The sequence below is a fragment of the Streptomyces sp. NPDC058375 genome, from assembly GCF_042723425.1.
GTDB lineage: Bacteria > Actinomycetota > Actinomycetes > Streptomycetales > Streptomycetaceae > Streptomyces > Streptomyces durocortorensis.
Map to the genome: position 1 here is coordinate 1 of NZ_JBHXJG010000161.1, position 16,969 is coordinate 16,969.

Below are 16,969 nucleotides of genomic sequence, written 5' to 3' on the forward strand. Positions count from 1 at the left end.
CGAAGGACGTCGAACTCGCCGCATAACCCCAGCAACACCGAACCGCCCCAAACCCGACAGGGGTGCCTTGACGAACGACATAGAGGCACCCCCCCGCCTGCTGGGGCCGACAGGCATTCGACTGGCCCCGAACTTCGAACTTGCGATCTTCCCTGACGACCTGATCGCCGCCCAACGGGAAGGGGCACGCATCTACCGAGCCCTCGCCGTACCGCGCCCGCGTTACGCCACCGAGCTGCGCCGCCAACAGGGGCGCTTCGGCTTTCGGCCGCCCAGTCGACGTACCGGGGCACATCCTGGGCAGGCGGGAGACCGGGGAGAGGCGCAGGTCAGGCCTCGGAGCGAAAGGAGCGTTTCGTGTTCGAGAACTTCGCCGCCAGGACGGTGAACACCGGCGAGGCATCCATTTTCGTCCGGTACGGGGGCGAGGGCCCGCCTCTGCTGTTGTTGCACGGCCACCCGCGGACGTCGGCGACCTGGCACCGGGTCGCGCCCGTTCTGGTGCGGCGCGGCTTCACCGTCGTCTGCCCCGACCTGCGCGGTTACGGACGCTCCCGTGGCCCCGCGCCCGCTCCTGATCACGTCCCGCACTCCAAGCGTGCCGTTGCCGGGGACATGGTCGAGGTCATGCGGGCGCTCGGGCATCATCGCTTCGGGCTCGTCGGGCACGACCGCGGGGCCGCCGTGGCGCTCCGGCTGGTGCTGGACCATCCTGACGCGGTGACCCGGGTGGCGTTCGTGGACGGTCTGCCTCTGAGCGAGCACCTGACCCGTGCGGATGCCCGGTTCGCCACCGCGTGGTGGCACTGGTTCTTCTTCGCCCAGCCGGAGATCCCCGAGCGCGTCATCAACGCGGACCCCGACGCCTGGTACCGCGGCAACCCCGAAGCCATGGGGCAGGAGAACCATGACGAGTGGCGGGCCGCCACAAGGAATCCGGACGTCGTGCGCGCCATGCTGGAGGACTACCGCGCCGGACTTACCGTGGACCGCCGCCACGAGGAAGCGGACCGGGCACGGGACGCACGGATCGAGTGTCCCACCCTGGTTCTGTGGTCCCTGCGGGACGACTTGGAGGACCTGTACGGCGACCCGCGCGCCATCTGGCGCGACTGGGCCGACGACGTCCGGGGCCACGGCATCGACGCCGGCCATCATGTGGCCGAGGAAGCCCCCGGCCCGCTCTCCGCCGCCCTGGGCGACTTCTTCACCGCCTAACTCGGTCCACCGCCGGCAGGCCTCATCCCGCGCCGAGGCGCCGTCCGAAGGGCTCTCGCCGACTCAGAGTCCTGTGCGCCACAGTTGTTTCAGGATCACCTGAGACCGGGCAGCCTGCGTACTCGGCACGGCTGAACCGTCCTGCCCAGCGCTCTCTCAGCTCGAATGGTCGGGTGTGAGGCCGGGGTGTAGCCGGTGCCAGGAGGGGCGGCCAAACGTCCGGCGGGGGCGCGGGAGGTGTACCGGACCTCGCTGACGAGGTGGGGGAGCACCCGCCGGGCCCTGTCGCCCGGCGGGACATGCGTGAAAGGGCAGGTTTCGATGGGCCGCGCGCCCCGGGTTCAGCAAGGCGGGTGCGTTCGGCCTGGCTTCAGCCGGTGCCGACGCTGCCCGCGTAGTGCAACAGAGCGTCGTGCCGCTGGCCGACCGGAACCGCCCCGGGCAGGCCGGTCAGCCGTCAGCGGTCGGGAGCCACCCGCCGATCGCGACGTCTGCGAGGGGGTGTTGTCGGGCCGTCACGGCGCGCTGTGCGTCGTACGGGGCCATTGAGCTGACGTGCGGGTGATGGTGCCCCGCAGGTCGTTGCGGCGGCCGCCCTTGGGGGGCTCGGCGTGGTTCGGTGGGGGGCGGTTGTGGCCGAGAGCACGTGCGTGGGGGGGCTGGGCCCGGGGCAGGTGTCCCCCTGATTGGATCGGGGGAGAACCCGGAGCCCCACCCGGGGGCCTGAGATGGGATGGGGCATGGACTGGCAGGTTTTCGCGCAGCAGATAGCGGCTATGGCGCACGATTTGCTGGGGCAGGAGTCGGTGGCCGGGACGCTGGAGCGGATCGCCGGGTCGGCGACGGAGCTGGTCGAGGGCTGTGATGCGGCGGGGATTCTGATCCTGCGCGGCGAGCAGGTGCAGACGCTGGCGGTGACCGGGCCGTTGGCCGAGGAGAGCCATCGGTTGCAGGAGCGCCTGAAGGAGGGGCCGTGTTTCGACGCGGCCCGTCGCCGGGGCGGGGAGCGGGTCTTCCGGATCGGCGACATGACCGACCTCCAGCAGCGGTGGCCCGCTTTCGCCCCTGCGGCTGCCGAGCTGGGAATCGGGAGCATGATGGGGTTCCTGCTGTTCACCGACGACGAGAACCTCGGTGCCCTGAACCTCTACTCGCGGCTTCCGGGGCGGTTCGACGAGACGAGCGAGACGGCGGGGTGGGTGCTCGCCTCGCACGCCGCCGTGGCCCTGTCCAGCGCCCGCCATCACGCCCAGCTCACCGAAGCGGTGGCGACCCGGCATGTGATCGGTGAGGCTATGGGCATCCTGATGGCGAGACACCGCATTGCCGAGAACGAGGCGTTCAACGTGCTGCGCCGCTACTCCCAGGACCGCAACGTCAAGCTCCGCGAAGTCGCCCGCCAGGTCACCGAACTCGGGTCTCTTCCCCGCCTGACGTAGCCGGCGGGGCGGCTCCCCCGGCGCGTAGCCGGACCGGGGGAGCCTGGGCCGGACCGGCCCCCTGGGGAGCGTCGCCGTCCCCGGCCTGCTCCGTGGGGTGCCCCGTACGGCGGGGATGACACATTCACGCAGAGCCGCTACCGCCCCGGCGCGTCGGGTGGGGGTGCACGGACCCCCCCGGCATGGTTTCCGCGCCCGGGGCATTGGCGCCTTTCACTCATCACGGCGGGCCAAGCACCACGCCTCGAATTCGCCACGGAAACTCACCGCGACTCGCAGTCCCGGCGTATCCGCGGTGAGGCCGCCGAGCGGCGGTGGTCCGAACTCACCACGTGGGCTTGCCTGGGGTGATCGGGGGGCTTGGGGCGACGCACTTTTGGGACCTGGTTTCTAAGAAGGCCGATGCTCGGCCTTTTTGGTACGTCCGTACTAGAATGAGATGGTTTCTGACCTTTGGTGGTCCCCGTGATGACGTCTCTTGTCTTGCTCTGCGCCGCTGTGCGGTCCTGAGCGACTCGTGTCGGTGGCCTGTGTGATCGCGCCGCCGCGCCGGCGCCGGGATCCGCAGCGGAGGATCGAGGGGCTCGTGGTGATGACGGAGCAAGTGATCGCGGCGAGGGGCATCGAGGGGCTCGCTCACCGAGTGGTCGCCGAAGCGGCCGGGGTTCCGCTGGGCGCGAGGACCTGCCACTTCGCGATCCGCGAGGACCTGCCACTTCGCGATCCGTGAGGAACTGATCGCCGCTGCCCTGCAGGTGCCTGTGGACCGCTTCGGCGGCTATGTGGAAGCCCGGGGCTCCCGAAGCCCGGATCTCACGCCGAAGCAGTTCGCGGTCCTGTTCTCGGGTGCACTGATGGCGAGCTTCACCCCCAAGGGGCGCGAACGGAAGGTCATGAAGGCGGCCCTGCTCCGGCCCGCCCCGCGGGTGATTGCCGAACCGAACTTCCGGGCCTGCGCCCGCTGTGCGGATCCCGCCACCGGTGCCGCTGTCGCCGATGCGGTCATCTGCAGCCTCCTGCTGGGCCTGGTCGGCAGTCCATCTCCCGCCCTGGATGAGATCGAAGCGATCCTGCGCCGCGTCCTGACCCTCAGCCCCGCCCTGGCGGCGAAGGCCCCGGCCCGGGCGGAAGTGGCCGCGTGAGCGGGCCCCGTCGCCATGTCAGTTTCGCCGAACGCCGCGCCCGGCTGGGGATCCGGCATCTCCTGGCGGCCTCCCAGTACGTGCCTCGGATGCCGGACGTCGCCCAGGCGCTGATCGGCTTGCACGCCACCGACCCCTCCGCCGTGTTCCTGGCCGCCGCCGCCCGCACCAGCAGTCCCGACATCACCGCCATGGAGGATGCGCTGTACGAGGAGGGGACGCTGGAGCGGATGCTGTGCATGCGGCGCACGATGTTCGTCGTTCCCAGCACCCTCGCTCCGGTGATCGAGGCGTCCACCGGCCGTGCGATCGCCGCACGGGAGCGGGCTGCCTGCGCTGCCTATCTGCGGGACGGTGCCGGCTGGAGCTTGGAGCGGTACAAGGCGGTCGAGGCCGACGTCTTGGCCGCGCTCGCTGTCCGTGGCGAGGCCGGCGCCGCGCAGCTTGCCGCCGATGTGCCCGCGCTGCGTGAGCAGGTGACCGTCTCGCCCGGCAAGCCGTACGAGGCCCGGCAGGCGGTCTCCTCACGGATCCTGCGGGTCCTGGCCGCCGAAGGCCGGATCCGCCGCGGCCGCCCGAGCGGTGGTTTCAACTCCAACCGGTTCCGCTGGGCGCTCTCGCCGCTCGCCGACGCCGCCGAGGGGTGGCAGACCGCGGCAGCGAAGACCGAGCTGGCCCGTCGTTACCTGGCCGCGTTCGGCCCGGCCACCACCGACGACCTGAAGTGGTGGACCGGCTGGACCCTCACCGACACCCGCAAAGCCGTCGCCGCCAGCGGCGCCGTGAGCGTCAGCCTCGACGACGGTACTGGCCACCTCCTGCCCGATGACCTGGAGCCCGTCACCGCCCCCGAGCCGTGGGTCGCCCTTCTGCCCGGCCTGGACCCCACTGCCATGGGCTGGCGCCAGCGTGGCTTTTACCTCGACCCCGCCCACGTCGGCGACCTCTACGACCGCAACGGCAACATCGGCCCCACGATCTGGGCCGACGGCTCCATCATCGGCGCCTGGACACATCACCCCACCGGCCGGATCCGCACCCACCTGCTCACCGACCCGGGGCTCGAAGGCCGCCGCGCCGTGAACGCGCGAGCCGAACAGCTCGAAGCCTGGCTCGGTGACCTGCGTATCACCCCGCACTACCGCACTCCTCTCGAACGCCGTCTCCGCCAATCCCCCTGATGACCGACGACGTCGTTGGCGCCCCGCACCGCCGCAAGCACGGGGAATGCCGCCGATCCGGGCACAGAGGGCTCCGTCTTCGAGCTCTCACACCGCGTCATGTGTATGCGGGCGACACGGGTCAGGGCATCGAGGAACGCGAGTGCAGGGGTCATCCGCCACGAGTTTCGGCATACGCCGCGGTCGGCCCGGCCTCAGCGAACGATCTTGACTCCGAAGCGGCCGCCGAGGGCGAGGCCGAGTGCGGTGTGAAAGTGGGCGTACATCTCCAGGCCGCGGGCGGCCGCCAGCGGTCCGACGTCGATGATGTCGCTCCAGCCGTAGGAGTTCCGAGCGCGAGGCCCGACTCGAAGCCTTCCGATGGCTCCACCGCTACAACACCCGCCGCCGACACTCCCGCCTCGGACAACGATCACCGATCGCCTACGAGAACGCCCTCCACCTCACACCACCTACGCTGGCACAAGCCGCATAACCCGTGTTCAGGATTCGGGGTCAAGGCCCACCCTCACGCTCGCCGAGCACGAGGGCACCTCCACGCTCACTGGAGGGCTACCGCCAGCTCGACGACCCCACGTACGTTTACCCGCCCGCCCGATGGGCCCCATGGGGTCACTGCAGCACACTCAATCGGCACTGCGCGTCCGTGGACGGCGGCAGCCAGTCCGCCGGGTCCTGGTGGCAAGACGTCCGCGCCCTGGTCGTTGACGTACGCCTCCCCGTGCCGCCCTCCAGGGCCGAGGCCGCGCGGGGCTAGTACAGCGGTCGCTTGCCGGCTGTGGACTGCTGAGCCCGGTGCGTCAAGCAGGGTAGGGAGCTGGTCGAGGAGGAGTCCCATGCAGTTCCGGCTCGGCAACCTTGCCCCGTCCTGGCCCTTGACGAGCCTCCCGTCCGGGCCGGTCTCATCCTCCGGATCGAGACCGGCACCTATCTACCTGGGGCTGGGCATCAAAGCCCGGAAGGTGGTCATGGCGCTATGAGCCACGGCACGGACATACGGTACGAAGACGTCCGGGTCGGCATGGTCGGTGATCCGGGTACAGATTTCGTCGCTCCCGATCCACCCCAACCCTGGTCCGTACGTGATCCGGACGGGGAACAGGCTCTCCGCGAACTCGTCGAACTCCCGCAGCCACCAGGCCGGTCGGGTAGACCCACTGCTCCCGATTCGCTCCTTTACTACGGTCGCGAGATGGCGCTCCGTGAAGAACATCCGCTGGGGCAGATATAAGTCATAGTCCCAGTGGCCCCCTGTTGGCAGGTGGTCCATGGGCACGCTCGGTGGTGTCCTCAGCAGCTCAACGCCGGGCCTTGACCACTGAAACTCCACCCACCAGCCATAACGCACCTGAGAGGGCCGCTGCAAGTTGGCCGGGACAAGGCCGGGTCTGCCCGCCTTCCTCAGCGCCACCGCAGTGGCAGTGATCACCTCGGTCACCGCCTGGACGGCCTCTGCGCGGGCCTGCTCGTTGCGGACCGACTCGCAAACCCCCGCCCACCACCGAGCGACGTCGCCCACCGTCTCCTCCACCTGCGGAGGCCAATTCCTCGGGGTGTCACCCCGTGCCGCCATTTGGCGCGGGGTGAGCCCACTGGGCAAGGGCTCATCTGCCACTGCCTGCCGTCGTTCCCACGCCTGGAAGCGGGCCTCCGCCGCACGCTGTCGGCGCGCCCGCCGCTCGACCGATTGGAGCCGGACCGCCTCCCGCTCCGCGATGCGTTCCTCGATGACGTCCCGAACCGGCTGATAGGCCGAGGCCGCTGCGCGCACTCGATCGAGGTAGGGCGCCTTGGCAGCGTCGTACTTCGCTTCCGCCCACCGGCACACCACCGGTCGTCTGCGCCACCGCCACGTCCGCCACTGCACGTGACTCAGCTCGGCCGCCGCCGCGGCGACCTCGTCCACGTATGCCGTCGCGGCAGCCGCCCACGCAGCGATCTCCTTGGACGTGCCGGTCACGTCCACGTATTCACGCGACAAGCCGGACACGCCCAGCGCTTTCGCGACATAGCCCACGCGCCAGTCCTGCTCCAGGCGAAACCAGTACACCGTGACCAGATCATCTGCACCGACCGAGTAGCTGCGCCACGTCATTCGAACAGCCATGCCCTCGATGGTGCAGGCAAGAGGGAACTCTGGCTAGCCTCCCTGACGTCCCAGCAAAGGGCCCGCCGCCACCAGGGGCCCGGGCCGCCCCCGGGCCCGTACCTGCCCAGCACACCCCGTGCTCGCGTGTTGTCTACGGAGCCCGAGGCCGGGAACCCCGGGGCACAGGCCGGGACGGCGACACTCCCCCGGGGGCGGCCCCGGCCCAGGGCCCCCGGTGCGGAACGGCTGCCGGGAGCCCGGTTTCTGCCCGGGTTCAGGGCCCCGGCGGGGCGCCCTGATCGCACACCAGCAGAGTGACCTCGCGGAGTTTGACGTTGTTCTGCGAGTAGCGGCGCAGTTGGCTGACCGCCTGGTCGTCGGGAAAGTTGTGGCGGGCCATGAGGACGCCCATCGCCTGGCCGATCTGGTCGCGGGTGGCAAGGGCCTGTTCCATCTGGGCGAAGGGTGGGCGGCGGCCAGGGCGACGGCGGCGTGGGAGCCGGCACTGCACCGGCCCGCTCGCTCCCCTCGGTGAACGCTCCGGGCCGACGGGAGTAGAGGTTCAGCGCCCCGAAGTCCGCGTCCTCGGTGAACAGCAGGAAGCCCATCATGATGCGCACTCCTCGTTTCCGGGCCTGGGGCGCGAGGTCGGCCAGCACGCTGATGTCGCGCCGGCACCAGCAGCCCGGCGCAGCACCGCCAGGCCGCGGGCCACGGCCGGCCGCTCATGGCTGCCCACGCGAATACAGGTCGCCATCCGCCGGGCAGGTACCGGGGCGCCCCGCGGCGGGATCCGGACAACTGGTACTCCGGCCGGATGCGGGGCCAGGCGCGGCAGCAGACTTACCCCGAAACCGTGGGCCACCAGCGACAGGATGGCGTGCCACTCGTGCACACGGTGTTCGATGTGCGGCGCGAACCCGCCCGCTTGGCATGCTGTGGTGCCGGGGCCCAAGATGCCCCAGCGCTGAGTGGGGCCGCCTTCTGCTCTGAGGCTGTGGCGTGCGCCTGCCACGACGGTGGGCAACCGTTTGTTGATCTCAGCCGTCCTATGCACATGACGAAGACGCCTGCCCTCCCATCCCTCGTGCTGCGCGGCGGCAGTGCCACCGCCCGCTTCGGGGACGGACTCGACTACGTGCAGTGGGAACAGGACGGGCGCGTGACACGAATTCCGCTGGACGCCATCGAAGCGGTCCGCAGCCTCGACCGCTCGTTCGAGGTCGTACTTACGACTGCAGAGGCCGACCGTCCTCCTGCCGTGTACGCGGTTCACGATGCCAGCGCCGCTGCCGTGACCGCGTTCTGCGCCGCTCTGGAGGCCCGCCTGCCCGAGAGAGCGGCCGAAGGACCGCGCGTCGACGGCGAAGATCTGATCACCGAAGTGCCTGCTGGACACCCCCGAAGGCCCTCGAAGCGCGATCTCGTTGTCGCCGTGATCGCGGTCTTCGCGGTGATCGATGTGACAGTGGCGGTGCTCCGTGAGCCGGCGTGGGCGATCGCGCTGCCGTTCTTTCAGCTCTTCGCGTGCGCGGGGGCATTCATGGCTCTGACGCTGGGACGAGGCCTGTACGACGCGCTGCGCCTTCCCAAGCACGGCATCACGGTGATGGCCGAACTCGACCACTACACCGACAAATCCAAGGTGTATCGGTATGTGGACCAGGACGGTGGGCTGCACTTCTACCGGGAGTCGACCGGCGGGCAGCAACTGGAGCTCAGTTACGACCCGCGCAACCCCAGCCGTGCCTCCGCCCGCCAGTCTCTGTACGGCCAGGTCATGATGGCGCTGATGGCAGTCGTGGGCCTGGGTATGGCCTGCGGCGGGCTTGGAGTCACCGGGTACCAGCTCTTCATCGCGTTGCGTGGCTGACTCCGTACGCGCGCGAGCCGAGCACTTCTCGAACTGGTACCACCGCTCATGACTGGTACTGCTTGAGGCGTCTGAAGCAGATCAGGCTGCAGGCCAGGGAGACGGAGGCGCGGCACCGACTCGGCGCCGTGCGGTTGCCACAAGGCGGCAGTAAGTCGACGGACCTCCAGGGGCGGTCGGCCGGGGACGCTAAACCCCACAGGTATGAAGCAGCTCCGCGCGCCAGGCGTTTCTCAAACACGGCGGCCCGAACACTGCGAGCCGCCTCTGCCCCTCTCGTCGGCCTGCATCGAACACATGGGTAGGGTCGTGGTACTCGAGCTGGAGAGGTAGCCGCATGGATCCCGAGATCGTGATCGCGCAGACGACGAGTGACGACGAGGAGCAGGCGAAGACCCTCGCCAGAGGTGCTGTTGAGAGCAAACTGGCGGCGGGCGTTCACATCGATGCGCCCATCACCGCCTTCTACTGGTGGCAGGGAAAGGTCGAAGCGGCGCAGGAGTGGCGGATCTCCTACATGACGTCGTCGGATCGCCTCCCTGCGCTGGAGGCATGGCTGCACGAGAGGCACCCGTACGACGTCCCCCAGTGGATCACGCTGCCTGTGACCGGAGGGTCGGAGGCGTACTTGTCCTGGGCCGTCGACGAGACGCGCCCGTAGTAGAGGTCACCACTGCAGCGCCTCGCTCTCGCCGAGCCGGTGCGCTTGGACGCTTCACAGCAGCCGCCTCGGCCTTGTACTTCTCTCGCCGCCTGGCGCGGGCGGCTTTCGCCTCGCGCAGCAGCGGCTCCAGCGAGACGCCACAGGCCAAAGCGATGTTCGCCAGGGTGTGGTCCGTCGGAACGTTGGCACCGTTCTCGTACCGATTGACCTCTCGGCGGGTCATCGTCGCCCGGCCGGAAGCGGCGTTGATCGCGCCGGCCTGGTCGTCCTGCGTCCGATTCGCGTTACGTCGCAGGTGACGGAGCAGCTCGGCAAATGGATCCACTGCCATGAGTCTGACCCCTATCCGTGGGAGAAAGCCAATACTCCCTTCAACTCCCCCTGGTGTTCCCCTTGACAAAGATTTCCCACTCCGGTTTCCCCTGTTCCGGATCGCGCAGCCACGGTGCGATGGGTGCATGCCCACGCACCAGACAGCAACGCCACCCCGACCTGGGGGTGACGACGGTGGCGCCCCCGTCGTGAAGAGAAGAGCCGGTTCTGCTCAGCCGGAGATTGCTGCTAGGTGGCCCCGCTGTTTGTGGCTTCCGGGGGCGGCGAGTCTTCGTGCTCTCACGGATCGTGTGTCACCGTACCGCGAGGGTGACGGTGGTCACGCGGGCTTCTGTGGGCGCACTGCGTAGGCTTACGAGGTCGTCGCGGTGGATCCGGGGCATGCGCATGCAGCCCCTCGGCATCGCCTGATGATGAGTCAGAAAAGTCAGCAAGTGGTCAGCATGAGTCCTGAAAAACCTAGGGACAGCTGCCTGAACCTGCGACTCGTTGTAGGGTGTGGAAAACAGCCCTTGACCTGCAAAAACGCAGGCAGGGAGCCTATGTCCAGGAGTACCTCAATGCTACGAACGATATTCAAGTCCAAGATCCACCGGGCCACCGTCACCCAGGCCGACCTGCACTACGTCGGGTCCGTGACGATCGACGCCGCCCTGATGGAGGCCGCCGACCTGCTGCCCGGCGAGCTGGTCCATATCGTTGACATCGACAACGGCGCCCGCCTGGAGACGTACGTCATCGAGGGCGAGCGTGGCTCCGGTGTCATCGGGATCAACGGCGCGGCCGCACACCTTGTGCACCCCGGTGACCTGGTCATCCTGATCAGCTACGGACAGGTCGACGATGCGGAGGCCCGTGCTCTCGTGCCGCGGGTCGTACACGTGGACGCGGACAACCGGATCGTGGCGCTCGGTGCCGACGCCTCGGCGCCGGTGCCCGGAACCAGTACGGAGCGGAGCCCGCAGGCCGTCGTCGCGGGCGGCTGAACCCGTCCGCTCCAGGACAAGGAGAGCGGGAGTCATGGCGGAGAGCGCACCTGTGGAGATCAGGGACGACCGGGTCCACGGCAGCCTCGTGGCGTACGAGGGCGGTGAGGCGACCGGGACCATCGCGTACTTCGTCATGGACCCGGCCCCCGGCGCGCTCGTGGCCGTCCACACCGTCGTCCGGCCCGAACACGAGGGCAAGGGCATCGCGGGGGCGCTCGTGAGGGAGTTCTACGCCATGGCCGCCCGTGCGGGCGTTCCCGTCGTTCCGCTGTGCCCGTACGCGGCGAAGTGGGCGCAGCGCCACCCCGACGAGGCGCCGGCGGCGTCCGCCGAGCTCGTGTCGGAGGCGGAGCGGCAGCTCAGGAACCACCCCGAGCTGTTCTGACCGTCGGGAGCACGACTTGGCCGGCGCCCCGGGCACCTCACGCGCGCAGCTCCGTGGCAGACCCGCCCCGGGGCGCGCCAGGTCCTGGCGGATGTACCACTCGGTGCCCAGCACCTCGCGCTGAACCGCCGCAGGCAGAGCGGCGATCCGGCCGGGTGCCGCTCCACGTTCCACCTCGCTGCGGTGCGCGAGGATCGCGGCCAGCTTCTGCGGGAGCCAGGGGCCGACGTCGACGGTCGTGGTGATCCACGCGTCCTCCGAGCAGTACAGCGCCTCGACCGGGGTTCCCGCCCGGGCGAGCCTTCCGCCCACCGCACCGGCCGCCGAGCGGGGGTGCGTGGCGAGGTGCAGGGCGCTCGGCTGCCAGGGGGCGCCGGCGCGTGGGCAGAAGCGGGGGAGCCCGGCGGCCCGTACCGCCAGCGCGGTGACCCGGTGGGCGTGCACGTGGTCCGGGTGGCCGGTCATGCCCCCGTAGGCGTCCGTCGTGATCACGATCTCCGGGCGTACGTCACGGATGTGGCCGACCACGGCCTCCACGGCTTCGTCCAGCGGCGCGTCGAGGAACCGGGGCCGGCCCGGAGCCGACTCCGGTACGCGGGCGTCCGCGTAGCCGAGCAGCCGCGGGGCGCCCGCGTCGAGGGCGTCGAGGGCGCGGGCGAGCTCGGCGGCCCGGTGCGTCCCCTCCGCCCAGGTGGCCGTGACCACCGCCGTGCGTGCGGCCGCCGCCGCGTGCTGGGCGAGGACACCTCCGCAGAACAGGGCCTCGTCGTCCGGATGGGCGTGTACGGCGAGAACGCTCGGCAGGGGCATGAGGCACACCTTCGCATCGGCCGGTGAGGTCGCGGGTCCGGATCCGGAGCCGGGCATGGTCGCGGGTCGCGGGTCGCGGGTCGCGGGTCCGGTGCCGAAGCCCGGTCCTGGTCGTGGTCGTGGTCGTGGTCGCGGTTCGGGTCCGGAGCCCGGGCATGGTCGCGGTCCGGATCCGGAGCCGGTCGTGGTCGTGGCTCCGGACAGGGTCGCGCACCTTGGCGGAGTTCTGCTCGTCTCGTCTCCTCCCCGTGTCCTGCCCACTTCGGACGGTCCGGTACGCCTCGGCGCCCGTCGCTGTCGCGGGGCGCATGTGTGGACTCGGCAGGCGCGGGCAGCCGCACCGGGAGACGGTGGAGGAAAGCTCCATCTGTCCTTTTCGTGCCGTTGTGGAGGATCGCGATGACCCACCCGTACCCCGACCCCGTACCGCCCTCGCCGACCCCTCCGCCCGTACCGGGCCCGCCCACTCCGGTGCCCAGCCCGCCGCCCGTTCCGCCGGGGCCCGCACCGGTGCCGCCCGGGCCCGCTCCGGACCCGATTCCGCAGCCGCCGGCCCCCGGCCCGGACCCCGTACCGGATCCGGAACCCGAGCCGCAGCCCGCCGGGGCGTGACCGGACCCCCGGCCCGGTGCAGGCCGGGGCCAGGGACAGGGCCTTGTTCGCCCGGCCGGGCAGGGGGAGGAGCGCCCGGGCGGCGATGATCGCCCGGCGCCTCCGCCCCGCCTCGGAGGGACCGGGGCGGGTCGGCCTGCCGGGCGGCTCGCCCCGCCCGCTGCGTCGCCCCGCTCGATCTGCGCGTCGCCGCCCGCCCAGTCGCTCAGCGCGTCGCCGCCCGCCCAGTCGCTCAGCGCGTCGCTGCCCGCCCAGTCGCTCAGCGCGTAGCTGCCCGCTCAGTCGCCCCGCTCGATCAGCGCGTCCACATGCGCCAGTCCGCTCTCCGCCGCGATGGCGTCCATCGACTGCGCGTCCCGCACCGTCGTGAACGTCACCGCCCACGCCCCGGCCCCGCCCCCGTCCGCCGTTCCCGTCCCGTCGCTCTGCCCCGCCGCCACCCAAAATCCGTACACAGCCGGACGGGGCAGGCTGTTGTACGCCCACGGGGTGGAGAAGTAGTACGCGCCCGTGTCGTACAGCACCACCACATCGCCCTCGGCCAGCTCCGGCAGCTCCTCGCCGTACGCCACCACGTCCCCCGCGAAGCAGCACGGCCCCGCGATGTCCTGCGCCAGTTCCGGGCCGTCCTTCGGCGCGCCGTCCGGGCCGAACGCCCCGACCCGCAGTGGCCAGGCATCGGGCATCAGGACGGTACGGGTGGCGGTCTGCGCTCCCGCGTGGGTGAGCGCGATCCGGCGGCCGCCGGCGTCCTTCGTGTACTCCACCCGGGCCCCGATGAATCCGTTCTTCGCCAGCAGCGACCGGCCGAACTCCGTGACCAGGGCGTAGCGCCCGGAGAAGAGGCCCGGAGCGGCAGCCGTCAGGGCCGACACGTAGTCCGCGTACATGGGGCGCACACTCTCGTCGGCGAAGTTGACCGGGAGCCCGCCGCCGATGTCCAGACTGGTGATCCGCTGCACGCCCAGCTCGGCGTTGACCTCCTCGGCGAGTTCGTACGTTCGTGCCACCCCGGCCGCGATGAGCTCCAACGGGCAGCCCTGGGAGCCCACATGGGCGTGCAGCCGGGTCAGCCACGGGCGTTCCCGGAAGGCCTCCACGATCGCTTCGCGGGCCCCCGGGTCGCGCAGGGCCACTCCGAACTTCGACGTGTCCGTCGCCGTGCTCATCGGCCCGATCGAGCCACCGCCCACCTGGGGGTTGACCCGCAGCCCGAGTACCGAGGCGGTGCTCGGGTTCCGGAGCGCGTCGATGCGGCGCAGTTCGTCGAGACTGTCGGCGTTGACGGCCACGCCCAGGGCGAGCGCCAGCCGGATCTCCTCGCGGGTCTTGGCGGGGGAGTCCAGGACGATACGGGAGGCGGGGAACCCGGCCTCCAGGGCCAGTCGCAGCTCACCGGGGCTCGCCACCTCGCACCCCATGCCGCAGTCGGCGAGCAGCCTCAGCACCGGGATGAGGGAACAGGCCTTGGCCGCGAAGGTGTGCAGCACCCCGGGCGTGGCGGCGAAGGCGTCGCACAGGCACTCGACGGAGGCGCGCACCCCCGCCGTGTCGATGAACCCGGCGACCGGACCGCTCTCGCCCAGCAGCCCCTGCTGGACGGCCGCTTCGACGACGGCGTCGAAGCGGGCGGCGGGCGGTGCCGTGCCGTCCCCCTTGTGGTGTGGTCCGGAAGTCGTCTGCGTCATACGGCCAGAGTCCCTGATGGCTGCCCCCACGGTCAGGCGATCAGGCCGACCACGGCCTCCGGCGTCAGCATCCGGAAGGTGAAGGCCTGGTGGAAGTAGAGCTGAATGGTCGTGGCGTCGTGGTCCGCGTAGCCGATCGACAGGTCCTGGCCCAGGCAGAGTTCGAAGTCCCCGCCCCGGGTGGACAGCAGCACACCGCCCTTGACCGCGGGCGCCCACAGGATCTCGTCGTCCACCAGCCGGCTCAGGTGGGTCTTGACCGGATACCCGTGGTCCGAGGTCTCGGCCGCCTCGGTGAACGCGTCCGCACCCAGCAGCAGCCGGTACGGCCCGTCGACTCCGGCCAGCCGCAGCCGCGTCACGGCCTGGCTGACCGCCACCGGATAGTCCCGCGCGTCGGCGGGCAGCGGCAGCGGTTCGTGCGAGGAGCCGTCCCGCAGACCGGTGATCCCGGCCGCCCCGTACCCGTCGATGACCGCCATGTCCTCGGCGAACGCACAGGTGCGGGCCGCGTCCTTGACGGGCTGCCAGTCGCTGTCGGCGGAGCCGCGCTCAACGTCGTCCACGGCCTGGCGGGTCACCGTGAACGGCACCCGCCACTCGACGACCGGCATCGACGTGCGGGCCCGCGCCACCACGTCCGGGGTGGGCGGATCGATGTCGCGCAGATGGCCGTCGCCCACGGCGGCCAGCGTCGGACCGTCCGGATCGGACACATCGACGACCCGGCGGCCGGCCACATGGCGGCGGAAGGTGCGCCGGGCCTCCTCCTCGATCTCGGCCCAGGCGGACGGCGTGACCGGAGCGAGTTCGCGGTGCAGGTTGTTCATCACTGGGCACTTTCTTGCAGGCTGCCGATGCGCAGCGAACCGTGGTCGGAACCGGCCGGGACCGGCTCTTGCCGGACGGGGTCAGGTGCTGGCTCCTGCCGGACCGGTACGGCTACCGGCTCCGGACGGTCCCCGGAGCGGGTCAGGGAGGGCAGGGGCGGCGGGTCGTCCAGGAAGTCGGCGCGGGGGGCGAAGAAGAGGGAGCCGGTGACCGCGGTGGAGAAGTCCAGGATGCGGTCGTGCGTCCCGGGCGGATCGCCGAGGAACATGTTGCGGAGCATCCGCTCGGTCACGTCGGGATCGGCGGCGTACCCGATGAAGTACGTACCGAACTCGCCCTTCCCGAAGCTCCCGAACGGCATGTTCGCCCGCAGGATGTCCCGCTCGGTGCCGTCCGGGTCGGTGATGGTGTTGAGCGCGAGGTGGGAGTCGGCGGGCTTGTCCTCGTCCGGGAACTCGATGTCGTCGAGCTTGGTGCGGCCGATGACGCGTTCCTGCTCCTCGACGGTGAGCGCGTTCCAGGCCGCCAGGTCGTGCAGATACTTCTGTACGACGACGTAACTGCCGCCCTCGAAGTCCGGGTCGTCCTCCGCGCCGACCAGCGCCGCCGCACGGGCGTCGTCGCCGACCGGGTTCTCCGTACCGTCCACGAAGCCGAGCAGGTCCCGGTGGTCGAGGTAGCGGAAGCCGTGCGTCTCGTCCACGATCCGCAGGGCTCCGCCGAGCTTGTCGAGCAGCTGGGCCGCCCACGCGTAACAGACGTCCATCCGCTCGGCCCGGATGTGCAGCAGCACGTCGCCCGGGGTCGCCGGCGCGTGGTGCAGCGGACCCCGCAGTTCCGGGAACGGGTGGAGCTGAGCCGGGCGCGGCCCGGCGAACAGGCGGTCCCAGGCGCTGGAGCCGAACCCCGCCACACAGGCGAGATCGGAGTCCGGGAACCGGAAGCCGAGCGACCGGGCCACGGCCGCGAGATCCGGCAGCACGTCCCGCACCGCGCCCTCGCCACCCGGCTCGATCGTGCCGACCAGAATCAGCGCCGCATTGGTCAACGGCCCCACGACGGGCTGTACGGAGACGGGGTCGGGGACGGCGTCGGGCATGGGCGCACTCCACTGGTATGGACGGTACGGCGGTGAACGGGCGGAGCGGACAGGGCTCGCAGCCACTAACCCACGCCCCGGCCCCGCCCGCACGCCGGGAGCGCCCGGCCGGGTCAGCCCGCCTCGACCTCGGACCGGTCGCCGCCCCAGAGGGTGTGGAACAAACCCTCCCGGTCCGTACGCCGGTAGGTGTGCGCCCCGAAGAAGTCCCGCTGGCCCTGGGTGAGCGCCGCGGGCAGCCGGTCCGCGCGCAGCCCGTCGTAGTACGAGAGCGCGGCGGCGAAGCCCGGGGTCGGCACGCCCTGGCGCGTGGCCTCGGCCACCACCGCCCGCCAGTCGTCCTGCGCCGCTCCGATCTCCTGCCCGAACTCCTTGTCGGCGAGCAGGCTCACCAGGTCGGGCCGGGCGTCGTAGGCGGCGCGGATGCGGTCCAGGAACGCCGCCCGGATGATGCAGCCCGCCCGCCAGATCGCCGCCACGGAACCGAGGTCGATGTCCCAGTCGTACGCCTCGCTGCCCGCCCTGATCTGGTGGAAGCCCTGTGTGTACGAGACGATCTTGGAGGCGTACAGGGCCTGCTCCACCCGGTCCGCGAACGCCGCGGCCGCCGCCCCGT

At 70.9% G+C, this 16,969-nt stretch carries 16 protein-coding genes and 3 pseudogenes; 10 read left to right on the forward strand and 9 right to left on the reverse strand.

Features of this window, described 5'->3' with window-relative positions:
* The first annotated feature begins 357 nt into the window (after positions 1 to 357).
* The 6 genes and pseudogenes from ACFWM7_RS23540 to ACFWM7_RS23565 form a co-directional block, all read left to right on the forward strand.
* Complete coding sequence (locus ACFWM7_RS23540) at positions 358 to 1,218, forward strand: alpha/beta fold hydrolase (protein WP_383263520.1); 861 nt, start codon at positions 358 to 360, stop codon at positions 1,216 to 1,218.
* A 740-nt stretch (positions 1,219 to 1,958) separates the two neighbouring features.
* The gene (locus ACFWM7_RS23545) at positions 1,959 to 2,657 is read left to right on the forward strand and encodes a GAF and ANTAR domain-containing protein (protein ID WP_383263521.1); all 699 of its coding nucleotides are present in this window, start codon (positions 1,959 to 1,961) and stop codon (positions 2,655 to 2,657) included.
* Between the two features lie 592 nt (positions 2,658 to 3,249).
* Complete coding sequence (locus ACFWM7_RS23550) at positions 3,250 to 3,387, forward strand: hypothetical protein (protein ID WP_383263523.1); 138 nt, start codon at positions 3,250 to 3,252, stop codon at positions 3,385 to 3,387.
* Between the two features lie 31 nt (positions 3,388 to 3,418).
* Positions 3,419 to 3,799: a hypothetical protein gene (locus ACFWM7_RS23555; RefSeq protein ID WP_383263525.1), complete on the forward strand. Its 381-nt coding sequence runs from the start codon at positions 3,419 to 3,421 to the stop codon at positions 3,797 to 3,799.
* Entirely contained in the window at positions 3,796 to 4,980 is a 1,185-nt protein-coding gene (locus ACFWM7_RS23560) for a winged helix DNA-binding domain-containing protein (protein WP_383263526.1), read from the forward strand. The genes ACFWM7_RS23555 and ACFWM7_RS23560 overlap by 4 nt, the downstream gene beginning before the upstream one ends.
* A 364-nt stretch (positions 4,981 to 5,344) precedes the next feature.
* Positions 5,345 to 5,455, forward strand: a pseudogene (locus tag ACFWM7_RS23565) (hypothetical protein); the annotation flags it as partial.
* 456 nt (positions 5,456 to 5,911) lie between these two features.
* On the opposite strand, the gene ACFWM7_RS23570 reads toward ACFWM7_RS23565, so the two are convergent.
* From ACFWM7_RS23570 to ACFWM7_RS23580, 3 genes are all read right to left on the reverse strand, one after another.
* Positions 5,912 to 7,087, reverse strand: a complete 1,176-nt coding sequence (locus ACFWM7_RS23570) for a hypothetical protein (protein ID WP_383263527.1) — start codon at positions 7,085 to 7,087, stop codon at positions 5,912 to 5,914.
* A gap of 256 nt (positions 7,088 to 7,343) precedes the next feature.
* Positions 7,344 to 7,523, reverse strand: a complete 180-nt coding sequence (locus tag ACFWM7_RS23575; RefSeq protein WP_383263529.1) for an ANTAR domain-containing protein — start codon at positions 7,521 to 7,523, stop codon at positions 7,344 to 7,346.
* Positions 7,524 to 7,676: 153 nt separating this feature from the next.
* Positions 7,677 to 8,126 (reverse strand): LysR substrate-binding domain-containing protein, encoded by a 450-nt coding sequence (locus ACFWM7_RS23580; RefSeq protein WP_383263531.1) that lies wholly within the window; start codon positions 8,124 to 8,126, stop codon positions 7,677 to 7,679.
* Here ACFWM7_RS23580 and ACFWM7_RS23585 point away from each other — a divergent pair, their 5' ends adjacent.
* Both ACFWM7_RS23585 and cutA read left to right on the forward strand, forming a co-directional pair.
* A complete protein-coding gene (locus ACFWM7_RS23585; RefSeq protein ID WP_383263533.1) occupies positions 8,127 to 8,942 on the forward strand; it encodes a DUF3592 domain-containing protein in 816 nt (271 codons plus the stop codon).
* Between the two features lie 337 nt (positions 8,943 to 9,279).
* The gene (gene cutA, locus ACFWM7_RS23590) at positions 9,280 to 9,603 is read left to right on the forward strand and encodes a divalent-cation tolerance protein CutA (RefSeq protein WP_383263534.1); all 324 of its coding nucleotides are present in this window, start codon (positions 9,280 to 9,282) and stop codon (positions 9,601 to 9,603) included.
* Here the strand turns inward: cutA and ACFWM7_RS23595 are convergent.
* Positions 9,536 to 10,066, reverse strand: a complete 531-nt coding sequence (locus ACFWM7_RS23595; protein ID WP_383263535.1) for a helix-turn-helix domain-containing protein — start codon at positions 10,064 to 10,066, stop codon at positions 9,536 to 9,538. The two genes, cutA and ACFWM7_RS23595, sit on opposite strands and share 68 nt — an antisense overlap.
* A gap of 433 nt (positions 10,067 to 10,499) precedes the next feature.
* Here ACFWM7_RS23595 and panD point away from each other — a divergent pair, with 433 nt between their 5' ends.
* On the forward strand, positions 10,500 to 10,925 hold the full coding sequence (panD, locus tag ACFWM7_RS23600) for an aspartate 1-decarboxylase (protein WP_383263536.1): 426 nt from the start codon (positions 10,500 to 10,502) through the stop codon (positions 10,923 to 10,925).
* A gap of 34 nt (positions 10,926 to 10,959) precedes the next feature.
* Positions 10,960 to 11,313: a GNAT family N-acetyltransferase gene (locus ACFWM7_RS23605; RefSeq protein WP_383263538.1), complete on the forward strand. Its 354-nt coding sequence runs from the start codon at positions 10,960 to 10,962 to the stop codon at positions 11,311 to 11,313.
* 474 nt (positions 11,314 to 11,787) lie between these two features.
* On the opposite strand, the pseudogene ACFWM7_RS23610 reads toward ACFWM7_RS23605, so the two are convergent.
* From ACFWM7_RS23610 to ACFWM7_RS23630, 5 genes and pseudogenes are all read right to left on the reverse strand, one after another.
* Positions 11,788 to 12,180 (reverse strand): annotated as a pseudogene (locus ACFWM7_RS23610) (PIG-L deacetylase family protein); the annotation flags it as partial.
* A gap of 833 nt (positions 12,181 to 13,013) precedes the next feature.
* Complete coding sequence (locus ACFWM7_RS23615; RefSeq protein ID WP_383263539.1) at positions 13,014 to 14,423, reverse strand: diaminopimelate decarboxylase; 1,410 nt, start codon at positions 14,421 to 14,423, stop codon at positions 13,014 to 13,016.
* Positions 14,424 to 14,455: 32 nt separating this feature from the next.
* A complete protein-coding gene (locus ACFWM7_RS23620) occupies positions 14,456 to 15,253 on the reverse strand; it encodes a family 1 encapsulin nanocompartment shell protein (protein WP_383263540.1) in 798 nt (265 codons plus the stop codon).
* Entirely contained in the window at positions 15,253 to 16,353 is a 1,101-nt protein-coding gene (locus tag ACFWM7_RS23625; protein WP_383263542.1) for a Dyp-type peroxidase, read from the reverse strand. The genes ACFWM7_RS23620 and ACFWM7_RS23625 overlap by 1 nt, the downstream gene beginning before the upstream one ends.
* A 113-nt stretch (positions 16,354 to 16,466) precedes the next feature.
* Positions 16,467 to 16,969: pseudogene (locus ACFWM7_RS23630) on the reverse strand (NADP-dependent phosphogluconate dehydrogenase); the annotation flags it as partial.